The organism is Stenotrophomonas sp. GD03654 (genome assembly GCF_029845105.1).
GTDB lineage: Bacteria > Pseudomonadota > Gammaproteobacteria > Xanthomonadales > Xanthomonadaceae > Stenotrophomonas > Stenotrophomonas africana.
In genome coordinates this window covers 1-9,963 of the sequence record NZ_JAOCLC010000108.1, presented here as the reverse complement: position 1 = coordinate 9,963, position 9,963 = coordinate 1, and the positions used below count along the sequence as shown (strand labels likewise).

At 64.1% G+C, this 9,963-nt stretch carries 12 protein-coding genes and 1 pseudogene; 8 read left to right on the top strand and 5 right to left on the bottom strand.

Annotated elements, in window-relative coordinates:
- The 3 genes from N5J73_RS23115 to N5J73_RS23105 form a co-directional block, all read left to right on the top strand.
- Positions 1–184: hypothetical protein (locus N5J73_RS23115; protein ID WP_279941358.1), on the top strand; the 184-nt coding region annotated here is incomplete at its 5' end.
- 76 nt (positions 185–260) lie between these two features.
- Entirely contained in the window at positions 261–1,988 is a 1,728-nt protein-coding gene (locus N5J73_RS23110; protein WP_003830779.1) for a DDE-type integrase/transposase/recombinase, read from the top strand.
- A 95-nt stretch (positions 1,989–2,083) separates the two neighbouring features.
- Entirely contained in the window at positions 2,084–2,968 is an 885-nt protein-coding gene (locus N5J73_RS23105; RefSeq protein ID WP_003465017.1) for a LysR family transcriptional regulator, read from the top strand.
- A gap of 183 nt (positions 2,969–3,151) precedes the next feature.
- On the opposite strand, the gene N5J73_RS23100 is transcribed toward N5J73_RS23105, so the two are convergent.
- The 4 genes from N5J73_RS23100 to N5J73_RS23085 form a co-directional block, all read right to left on the bottom strand.
- Positions 3,152–3,364 (bottom strand): hypothetical protein, encoded by a 213-nt coding sequence (locus N5J73_RS23100; protein ID WP_223866296.1) that lies wholly within the window; start codon positions 3,362–3,364, stop codon positions 3,152–3,154.
- Positions 3,267–3,752 (bottom strand): uracil-DNA glycosylase family protein, encoded by a 486-nt coding sequence (locus tag N5J73_RS23095; protein ID WP_020309195.1) that lies wholly within the window; start codon positions 3,750–3,752, stop codon positions 3,267–3,269. Before N5J73_RS23095 ends, N5J73_RS23100 begins: the two co-directional genes overlap by 98 nt.
- Before the next feature lie 73 nt (positions 3,753–3,825).
- Positions 3,826–4,110 carry a cytochrome P460 family protein gene (locus N5J73_RS23090; protein WP_229006821.1) on the bottom strand — a complete coding sequence of 95 codons (285 nt, stop codon included), beginning with the start codon at positions 4,108–4,110 and terminating at the stop codon, positions 3,826–3,828.
- Between the two features lie 158 nt (positions 4,111–4,268).
- Positions 4,269–4,802, bottom strand: coding sequence for a carboxymuconolactone decarboxylase family protein (locus N5J73_RS23085; protein WP_164162615.1), 534 nt, complete (start codon positions 4,800–4,802; stop codon positions 4,269–4,271).
- Between the two features lie 117 nt (positions 4,803–4,919).
- On the opposite strand from N5J73_RS23085, the gene N5J73_RS23080 reads away from it, so the two are divergent.
- Positions 4,920–5,762: an AraC family transcriptional regulator gene (locus tag N5J73_RS23080; protein WP_104963100.1), complete on the top strand. Its 843-nt coding sequence runs from the start codon at positions 4,920–4,922 to the stop codon at positions 5,760–5,762.
- A gap of 216 nt (positions 5,763–5,978) precedes the next feature.
- Here the strand turns inward: N5J73_RS23080 and N5J73_RS23075 are convergent, their stop codons facing one another.
- Entirely contained in the window at positions 5,979–6,935 is a 957-nt protein-coding gene (locus N5J73_RS23075) for a helix-turn-helix domain-containing protein (RefSeq protein WP_034367474.1), read from the bottom strand.
- A 115-nt stretch (positions 6,936–7,050) separates the two neighbouring features.
- Between N5J73_RS23075 and N5J73_RS23070 the strand changes: the two genes are divergently transcribed.
- From N5J73_RS23070 to N5J73_RS23055, 4 genes and pseudogenes are all read left to right on the top strand, one after another.
- A complete protein-coding gene (locus tag N5J73_RS23070; protein ID WP_232776335.1) occupies positions 7,051–7,938 on the top strand; it encodes an MBL fold metallo-hydrolase in 888 nt (295 codons plus the stop codon).
- Between the two features lie 158 nt (positions 7,939–8,096).
- Positions 8,097–8,645, top strand: a pseudogene (locus N5J73_RS23065) (Mu transposase C-terminal domain-containing protein); the annotation flags it as partial.
- Positions 8,646–8,647: 2 nt separating this feature from the next.
- Positions 8,648–9,556 carry a TniB family NTP-binding protein gene (locus N5J73_RS23060; RefSeq protein ID WP_000393453.1) on the top strand — a complete coding sequence of 303 codons (909 nt, stop codon included), beginning with the start codon at positions 8,648–8,650 and terminating at the stop codon, positions 9,554–9,556.
- On the top strand, positions 9,553–9,963 hold a 411-nt coding region (locus tag N5J73_RS23055), incomplete at its 3' end, for a TniQ family protein (RefSeq protein WP_279941357.1). The genes N5J73_RS23060 and N5J73_RS23055, both read left to right, overlap by 4 nt.

Below are 9,963 nucleotides of genomic sequence, written 5' to 3'. Positions count from 1 at the left end.
GCTGCGTGAGCTGGAGCGCTGGCTCACATTGGCGGTCGGCACCTACCACGGCTCCGTGCACAACGGCCTGCTCCAGCCGCCGGCAGCGCGCTGGGCCGAAGCTATCGCGCGGACCGGTGTCGTTTTCAGAAGACGACCGCACCATCTGACTGGATGTAACGCCTGGTGTGCATACGGCTCCTGACAGCCCAATATCAGGAGTCGTCTGCACCAATCTCGACTATGCTCAATACTCGTGTGCACCAAAGCGAGGTTTGGGCATGACATCAGACACTCCACCGATTGCCGCGCAAGGCGTGGCCACCCTGCCCGACGAGGCATGGGCGCAAGCCCGGCACCGGACGGAAATCATCGGGCCACTGGCAGCGCTTGAGGTGGTCGGGCATGAAGCCGCCGATGAGGCAGCCCAAGCGCTGGGCCTGTCCCGGCGACAGGTATATGTCCTGATCCGTCGCGCCCGGCAGGGTACTGGCCTGGTAACAGACCTGACGCCCGGCCGATCCGGCGGCGGCAAAGGCAAGGGGCGCTTGCCGGAACCGGTCGAGCGCATCATCCGCGAGCTGCTGCAAAAGCGCTTCCTGACCAAGCAGAAACGCAGCCTGGCGGCGTTCCACCGCGAAGTCGCGCAGGCGTGCAAAACCCAGAAGCTGCCGGTGCCGGCGCGCAACACCGTGGCCCAGCGGATTGCCGGACTACACCCGGCGAAAATAGCCCGCAGCCGGGGCGGGCAGGACGCTGCCCGTCCCTTGCAAGGCGCGGGTGGCATTCCGCCAGAAGTCACCATGCCGCTGGAACAGGTGCAGATCGACCACACCGTCATCGACCTGATCGTGGTCGACGAGCGCGACCGGCAACCGATTGGCCGCCCATATTTGACCCTCGCCATCGACGTGTTCACGCGCTGCGTACTCGGCATGGTGGTCACGCTGGAAGCGCCGTCCGCCGTCTCGGTCGGCCTATGCCTCGCGCATGCCGCCTGCGACAAGCGGCCCTGGCTGGAAGGGCTGAATGTGGAAATGGACTGGCCGATGAGCGGCAAGCCCAGGCTGCTCTATCTGGACAACGCGGCCGAGTTCAAAAGCGAAGCGCTGCGCCGTGGCTGCGAACAGCATGGCATCCGGCTGGACTATCGCCCACCAGGCCAGCCGCACTACGGCGGCATCGTGGAACGGATCATCGGCACGGCGATGCAGATGATCCACGACGAATTACCGGGGACGACCTTCTCCAATCCCGGCCAGCGCGGCGAGTACGATTCCGAGAAGATGGCCACCCTGACGCTGCGCGAGCTGGAGCGCTGGCTCGCGTTGGCGGTAGGCACCTATCACGGCTCCGTGCACAACGGCCTGCTCCAGCCGCCGGCCGCGCGCTGGGCCGAGGCCGTGGAGCGCGTTGGCGTCCCGGCCGTCGTTACCCGCCCCACCGCGTTTTTGGTCGATTTCCTGCCGGTGATCCGCCGCACCCTGACCCGCACCGGCTTTGTCATCGACCACATCCACTACTACGCCGACGCCCTCAAGCCGTGGATTGCCCGGCGCGAGCGCTTGCCCGCCTTCCTGATCCGGCGCGATCCGCGCGACATCAGCCGCATCTGGGTACTGGAACCGGAAGGTCAGCACTATCTGGAGATCCACTACCGCACCTTGTCCCATCCGGCCGTCACCCTCTGGGAACAACGCCAGGCGCTGGCCAAATTGCGTCAGCTCGGGCGCGAGCAGGTGGACGAGTCGGCGCTGTTCCGCATGATCGGGCAGATGCGCGAGATCGTGACCACCGCCCAGAAGGCCACGCGCAAGGCGCGGCGCGACGCTGATCGCCGCCAGCACCTCAAGACGTCGGAGCCACCGGCCAAGCCCATACCGCCGGATGTGGACATGGCTGACCCGCAGGCAGACAACCTGCCGCCGGCCAAACCGTTCGATCAGATCGAGGAGTGGTCGCCGTCGATGAATATAAGAGGACTTGCCATGGAATGCTCTCGGACATAGGAAATCAGGAGTTCCAATCTTCAGTGAGGGGCTAAGATAGGAAAAGTTGAATTTCTAAACGATGAAATTCAGCTTTTCTGAACAAGGAGTGACTCATGCGCGAAATCAGCCTGGACCGTCTGCGCACGTTGGTGGCCATTGCCGACCTGGGTTCGTTTGCCGAGGCGGCCCGTGTGCTGCACCTCGCGCCACCCACGGTCAGTTTGCATATTGCCGACCTGGAGTCGCGGGTTGGCGGAAAGCTGTTGTCGCGCACACGTGGGCGCATTCAGCCTTCGGCGATTGGAGAAACGCTGGTGGAGCGCGCGCGGCGCCTGTTGGCGGATGCGGAGCAGGCGCTTGAGGACGTGGAGCGTCAGGTGCAGGGCTTGGCCGGGCGTGTGCGGCTGGGTGCCTCCACAGGGGCCATCGCACAGTTGATGCCGCAAGCTTTGGAGACGTTGGGCCAACGCCATCCCGCTATCGATGTGCAGGTCGCGGTGCTCACGTCGCAGGAAACTTTGAAGAAGCTTGCCGAGGGCTCTTTGGAGATCGGTCTGGTCGCGCTGCCACAGACCCCGGTGAAGGAATTGCGGATCGAGCCATGGCGGCGGGACCCGGTCATGGCCTTCTTGCCGGCTCGCTGGGAATGCCCGGATGTTGTGACCCCCGGTTGGCTGGCCGCCCAGCCATTAATTCTGAATGACAAAACTACTCGGCTTTCGCGCTTGACCTCGGAGTGGTTCGCCAGTGATGGACGGCAGCCCACGCCGCGTATTCAACTGAACTACAACGATGCGATCAAAAGCCTAGTGGCGGCCGGTTATGGTGCGACGTTGTTGCCGCATGAAGCCTCCACGCCATTGCCCGATACCAGGATCGTCATGCGGCCATTACAGCCCTTATTGTGGCGTCAACTTGGTATTGCCCACCGTGGTGGGGACGTCGAGCGGCCTACGCAACATGTGCTGGATGTGTTGTGGGGGTTGAGTGCGGGCTAGGGCGATGTTGTCAGAGAAAGGACCGCTTTCGACCCGGTCATACGGTGATTGAGGTCCCAGGCGTCAGCTACCGCACCTGAAGCCGTCGTTCATCGCTCCAAAGCCGGTGCCTGTCTCCGTTCGCCCAGGCCAGGGTGTCGTAGTACTTGTGCAGCAGCTCGGTAATGGCGGCGGTGTCGTCGGTCATGGGGTTTCCTTGGGGTTGGCGGTGAGGACTGCCTGGACGCGTGCTTGCAGCGCGGGCAGCACGTCTTGTTGGAACCAGGGGTTGCGCACCAGCCAGCGATTGTTGCGCGGGCTAGGGTGAGGCAGGGGGAACGCTTGCGGCCAGTGCTCGCGCCAGGCTTCGACCACCCGGGTGAGCGGCGTCTTGCCAGTACCGAGGTGGTAGTCCATGGCGTAGCTGCCCAGCACGATGACCAGCGACAGGCGCTCGAAACGCTGCATGAAGGCTTCGCGCCAGGCGGGGGGCGCACTCCGGGCGTAGCGGCAGGTCACCGCTTTTGCCGGTGCCCGGATAACAGAAGCCCATGGGCAGAATGGCGATGCGGGTAGGGTCGTAGAAGGTGTCGCGGTCCACGCCCAGCCAGGCGCGCAGACGCGCGCCGCTGGCGTCGTCGAAGGGCACGCCTGAGGCATGGACCCGGGCCCCCGGTGCTTGGCCGGCGATGAGGATGGGCGCACTCGGGTGAAACTGGAAGACCGGCTGCACGCCGTGTGGCAGATGCGGTGCGCAGCGCGTGCAGGCGCGGACGTCGGTCAGAAAGGCGTCGAGTGTCGGCATGGCGCGCTTCCGGAAAGGGTGGCTCGCGCAGGACGGAGGTGCCATCCTGCGCGAAGCGTAACCCGGCAGCAAGTCAGTGCTGGGTCAGTGTCGGATAGCCCTGGATGAATACGCGGTCGGTCTTGGCCGCCGGCACATGGCAGCCCATGCAGTCGGCTTCGTAGCTGACGGCGACATTCTTGGCGGGGGCGTCGGCCTTGAACAGCGCCCAGCCCCAGCCGTCGCCCCACAAGGGGTTGCTGGCGAAACGGCCTTTGGCGTCCTTGACCATCACGAACCACACGGCCGCATCGGAACCCCAGACCACAGGGTTGCCAGTGGTCATGGCGCTGGTTTCGAGCTTGCGGATCTCTTTCACCAGCGTGGCGCCGTCCAAGAACTTGCCGGTCTTGCGGTAGTGCTCGGCCGAGGCCTTTAGTCGCCGGCCGTGACGGCCAGTGGCAGGACGAGGGCGCTGGCGAGCAGAGCGCCGGTGAGTGCGATTTTCATCGTGTTCTCCTTATATGCCTATGGAGATCAGACGGCGACCACGGGGAAATCCACCGTGGGGTCGGCGATGTGGTTGGTGTAGTTGGTGAGCGTGTTCAGCGCGACGTTGGCGATCACTTCCAGTATCAGGCCGTCGTCGAGCCCCGCGCGGCGGTAGTTGGCCATGGCGTCGGCCGACACCACGCCGCGTTGCTCGACCAGCGCGCGGGCAAAGCCGGCGATTGCATCGTCAAGTGCGTTGGCCGCCTGGCCGGTGCGGGCCGCGGCGATGGCCTCTGCCGACAGTCCGGCACCTTTGCCGATCAGGGTGTGTGCGCTCAGGCAATACTGGCAGCGATTGGCTTGAGCGGCAGCGAGCCCAACGATCTCGCGCTGGGAGGCATTCAGGCGGCCGGTGCCCAGCGTTTCGGACAAGCCGAGGTAGCCATTGAGCGCCGCCGGCGCGTGGGCCAGCGTGGCGAACAGGTTCGGCACCATGCCAAGCTTGGCTTTGACGGCCTTGAGTGTGGCAGCGGTAGCGGCGTCAGCGGTGTCGATGGTCAGGGGGGCGATTTGGGTCATGTCTATCTCCGTAGTGGGTGAGGTGCAAGAGCACGTGGGCATGATCGCCCTTTGTTTGGTACGATATGGCACGTAAAGTATCAAATACGTAACCTATCGTCTTATATGGAGAGTGGAATGGCGGATCGACTGACCGGCTTGCTCCGGCACTACTCGCTTTCGGCGCGCGTTTTTCACAGCGGCGCCTTCTGTGGGCAGCATCATTACGCGGCGCCGCATGGCTATATCCATCTGGTGCGGCGCGGCCCGATTACGGCGCGTTCGCCCGTGCATGAAGATCTGCTGGTTACCGAGCCGAGCCTGCTGTTTTATCCGCGCGTGGCGTCGCATCGTTTTGTCGCCGCCCCCGGCGATACCGCTGAGCAGTTGTGTGCGGAGGTCGACCTGGGCGCTTCGACGGGCAATCCGTTGGCCATGGCCTTGCCGTCGATGCTGCTGATTCCGTTGGCGGACTTGCCCGGCCTCGGGCCGACGCTAGAGTTGCTGTTTGCCGAAGCCGAGCGCGACCAGTGCGGTCGGCAGGCCGCCATCGACCGCTTGTGCGAGTTGCTACTGATCCAGTTGCTGCGTTATCTGATGGATGGGCGGCTTGGCGCCACCGGACTGCTGGCGGGCCTGGCCGACCCGAAACTCGCGCGCGCCATAACCGCCATGCACGATGCGCCGCAGACCGCGTGGTCGCTCGAGGCGCTGGCGGCGAAGGCGGGCATGTCACGCGCGCGCTTCGCCGCCGCGTTCAAGGACGCGGTGGGCGTCACGCCGGGCGACTATCTGGCCGACTGGCGGATGAACGTCAGTTGCACCCTGCTCAAGCAGGGGCGGCCGGTGGCGGTGGTGGCCGACCGCGTCGGCTACGGCAGCCCGAACGCTCTGGCGCGCGCCTTCCGCGTGCGCATGGGCTGCGCCCCGCGCGACTGGCTGGCGCAGCAGCGCGGTGACGCGGCGCTCAGCGGTTCGTGAGTTTGAGTTCGATTCGCCGGTTCTTGGCGTAGGCGGCGCCGGTGTTGCGCTCGTCGAGCGGGTGAAATTCGCATCACGCCGGAACAACTGGCGGAACTCCAGGTGGCGATCCGTCAACGGCTGGTCAGTCTGTTCGTGCGGCGCGGCCGGCTGGACAAGGCTGAGTCAGTGGCGCAGGTAGCTGGATGACGCTGTCCCGCCCGGAGCAGACAAAGCTCACGCGCGCCCAAAGGTTCTTCGCCATTCACTGGGACTGACCTGGTTTCTGCGCTTGAAGTGCTGACGCAGCGAGGTCGGGTTCTGAAATCCGACCAGGTCAGAGATGGCTTCCACCGGCAAGGTGGTGCTTTCCAGCAGCTCTCGGGTCCGCTGCAGGCGTTCGTTGATGAGCCAGTCTCCCAACGACATGCCGGTCGCCTTGCTGAAGTGGCGCGTGAACGTGCGCCGGCTCATGGCGGCGCGTTGGGCCAGCGCATCGACCGAGTGGACCTGGTTCAGGTGCTGGCGCAAATGGTCCAGCAACTGATTGATCCTGGCATCTTGCGTGGAAGGGGCAAGCGGCTGTTCAATGAACTGAGCCTGTCCTCCTTCGCGGTGAGGCGGCACCACCATCATCCGGGCGACTTTGTTGGCCGTTTTCTGGCCGTAGAACTTGCGCACGATGTAGAGGCAGCAGTCCAGGCCCGCCCCTGTTCCCGCCGATGTGATCAGGCCATCGTCATCGACATACAGCGCATTCATGTCCAGTTGCACTTGCGGAAAGCGCAGCTTGAAATCCTGCTCCGCCATCCAGTGTGTGGATGCGCGTTTGCCATCCAGCAAGCCCGCATAGGCGAGGACATACGCGCCGTAGCACAGCCCCACCACATGGGCACCCCGCTGGCGGGCCTGGCGCAAGGCGGCTATCAGCTCGGGCTCAGGACGCTCGGCCAGATCATGCCAACCGGGGATCACGACGATGTCAGCCTTGGCCAGCAACTCCAGCCCGCCATCGGGTTGGACGAACAAGGCCCGCTCGGCCGCCAGCGCGGTGCCGCCTGGCGTGACGATCTTCAGATCGAACAGCGCCTGCTCGGGCAACTGCGCACTGAAGATCAAGAACGGCACGCCAAAGTGAAACGGGCTGAAGTGCGGGTAGCTCACGAGGGCCACGAGGGGAAGTCGCTTTGACATGAAGCTCCTGGGTGAAGTGGCCCAATTCTTTCGAATATTGACGCTTGGGTCAATTCTACAAAGGGGCGAGAGACACGACCATGGAGGCCTCTTCAACTCAACGCGGGTGTCCCCCATGTTCTCGATGAAAGCTTTCACTCCCCTGCTGGTCTCGCTGTCGCTGGGCGCCTTTGCGGCAACCGCCTGGTCTGCACCGGCAACCGTCACCGGCACCTCGGTCAAAGTGCAGCAGATCCGTAACGCCACGGTGAAGATCGACTTTGCTGGCACGACCTTCCTGGTCGACCCGATGCTGTCGGACCAAGGGGCGTTCCCCGGCTTCCCGGGCACTTACCGCAGCGAACTGAGAAACCCCTTGGTCGCGCTGCCCTTTTCAGTGAAGGATGTGCTGGACAGCGTGGAAGCAGTGGTCGTGACCCACACCCATACAGACCATTGGGATGAGGCCGCTCAAAAGGCGATCCCCAAGAGCCTGCCGGTCTTCACGCAGAACGAAGCGGATGCCAAGCTCATTCGCAGCCAAGGCTTCCAGGACGTCCGCGTGCTCACCGGCTCCACCACCTTCAAGGGTGTGAAGCTGAGCAGGACCGGCGGTCAGCACGGCACGGATTTGTGGTTTGCCGACCCCGCGCGTGCGGCGTTCATGGGCCCGGTCATGGGGGTCGTGTTTGCGGCGCCGCAGGCAAAGACGGTCTACGTGGCGGGGGACACGGTGTGGCGTCCGGAAGTGGATCAGGCACTGAAGCTGCACAAGCCCGACGTGGTGATCCTCAACACAGGGAGCGCGCTCGTGAGTGGCTTTGAGGAGCATCCCATCATCATGGGCAAGCAGGACACACTCCAGGCCACCAAGGCAGCGCCCCATGCGGCCATCGTGGCCGTGCACATGGATGCGGTGAACCACATGTCACTCACCCGCAAGGCCCTGCGTGAGTTTGTGCAAGACCATAAAATTGAGCAACGGGTGCTGATTCCCGAGGATGGCGAAACCCTCCGGTTCTAAACTACTACGGTGCCTCGTCGTCAAGACCGGACACGGGGGACCAGAGACCGCTTTTGGCCGGCAGCAGCCCGTCGTTGCCTGATGGATCCAACCCCTCCGCTGCTATAGTGCAGTCGGCTTCTGACGTTCAGTGCAGCCGTCTTCTGAAAACGACAACCGGCGTGCCAACCGTCATCACTCGCACCACGGCTTTTCTGGTCGATTTTCTGCCCATCATCCGCCGCACGCTGACCCGCACCGGCTTCGTCATCGACCACATCCATTACTACGCCGATGCGCTCAAGCCGTGGATAGCTCGGCGCGACCGCTTGCCTGCGTTCCTGATCCGGCGCGACCCGCGCGACATCAGCCGCATTTGGGTGCTGGAGCCGGAGGGGCAGCACTATCTGGAAATTCCATACCGCACCTTGTCGCACCCGGCTGTCACCCTCTGGGAACAACGACAGGCGCTGGCGAAATTGCGGCAGCAAGGGCGCGAACAGGTGGATGAGTCGGCGCTGTTTCGCATGATCGGCCAGATGCGCGAAATCGTGTCCACCGCGCAGAAAGCTACGCGCAAGGCGCGGCGCGACGCGGATCGACGCCAGCATCTCAAGGCAACGGCAGTTCTTTTCAAAACCACGCCACCACCGGACGCGGACATGGCTGACCCGCAGGCAGACAACCAGCCACCTGCCAAACCGTTCGACCAGATTGAGGAGTGGTAGCCGTGGAAGAATATCCCATCATCGACTTGTCCCACCTGATGCCGGTGGCCCAGGGCTTGGCCCGTCTTCCGGCGGACGAACGCATCCATCGCCTTCGCGCTGACCGCTGGATCGGCTATCCGCGAGCAGTCGAGGCGCTGAATCGGCTGGAAGCCCTGTATGCGTGGCCGAACAAACAACGCATGCCCAACCTGCTGTTGGTCGGTCCAACCAACAACGGCAAGTCGATGATCGTCGAGAAATTCCGCCGCACCCACCCGGCCAGCTCCGACGCCGACCAGGAGCACATTCCGGTACTGGTCGTGCAGATGCCATCCGAACCGTCGGTAATCCGCTTCTACGTCGCGCTACTTGCCGCGATGGGCGCGCCATTGCGCCCGCGCCCACGGCTGCCGGAAATGGAGCAATTGGCGCTGGCACTGCTACGCAAGGTCGGCGTGCGCATGCTGGTGATCGACGAATTGCACAACGTCCTGGCCGGCAACAGCGTCAACCGCCGGGAATTCCTCAACCTGCTGCGTTTCCTCGGCAACGAGCTGCGCATCCCGCTGGTCGGGGTCGGCACACGCGATGCCTACTTGGCGATCCGCTCGGACGACCAGTTGGAAAACCGCTTCGAGCCGATGATGCTGCCGGTGTGGGAGGCCAACGACGATTGCTGCTCACTGCTGGCCAGCTTCGCGGCTTCGCTCCCGCTGCGGCGACCCTCGTCGATTGCCACGCTGGATATGGCCCGCTACCTGCTCACGCGCAGCGAGGGCACCATCGGCGAGCTGGCGCACCTGTTGATGGCGGCGGCCGTCGCTGCCGTGGAGAGCGGTGAGGAAGCGATCAACCATCGCACGCTCAGCATGGCCGATTACACCGGTCCCAGCGAGCGGCGGCGGCAATTCGAGCGGGAACTGATGTGAAGCCAGCGCCACACTGGCCACTGCATCCGGCTCCCAGGGAAGGCGAAGCCTTGTCTTCGTGGCTCAACCGCGTGGCCCTTTGCTATCACATGGAGGTGTCCGAGCTGCTGGAGCACGATCTTGGTCACGGCCAGGTTGATGACCTGGACACCGCGCCACCACTGGCGCTGCTGGCGATGCTCTCCCAGCGGAGCGGCATCGAGCCGGACCGGCTGCGTTGCATGAGTTTCGCCGGCTGGGTGCCTTGGCTACTGGACAGCCTTGATGATCAGATTCCAGATGCATTGGAAACCTATGCGTTCCAGCTCTCGGTGCTGCTGCCGAAACTCCGCCGTAGGACGCGATCCATCACGAGCTGGCGTGCCTGGCTGCCCAGCCAGCCGATACATCGCGCCTGCCCGCTCTGT

Coding starts and splice junctions, on each gene's coding strand:
- N5J73_RS23110 (WP_003830779.1), top strand. CDS start 261: ATGACATCAGACACTCCACCGATTGCCGCGCAAGGCGTGGCCACCCTG.
- N5J73_RS23105 (WP_003465017.1), top strand. CDS start 2,084: ATGCGCGAAATCAGCCTGGACCGTCTGCGCACGTTGGTGGCCATTGCC.
- N5J73_RS23100 (WP_223866296.1), bottom strand. CDS start 3,364: ATGGACTACCACCTCGGTACTGGCAAGACGCCGCTCACCCGGGTGGTC.
- N5J73_RS23095 (WP_020309195.1), bottom strand. CDS start 3,752: ATGCCGACACTCGACGCCTTTCTGACCGACGTCCGCGCCTGCACGCGC.
- N5J73_RS23085 (WP_164162615.1), bottom strand. CDS start 4,802: ATGACCCAAATCGCCCCCCTGACCATCGACACCGCTGACGCCGCTACC.
- N5J73_RS23080 (WP_104963100.1), top strand. CDS start 4,920: ATGGCGGATCGACTGACCGGCTTGCTCCGGCACTACTCGCTTTCGGCG.
- N5J73_RS23075 (WP_034367474.1), bottom strand. CDS start 6,935: ATGTCAAAGCGACTTCCCCTCGTGGCCCTCGTGAGCTACCCGCACTTC.
- N5J73_RS23070 (WP_232776335.1), top strand. CDS start 7,051: ATGTTCTCGATGAAAGCTTTCACTCCCCTGCTGGTCTCGCTGTCGCTG.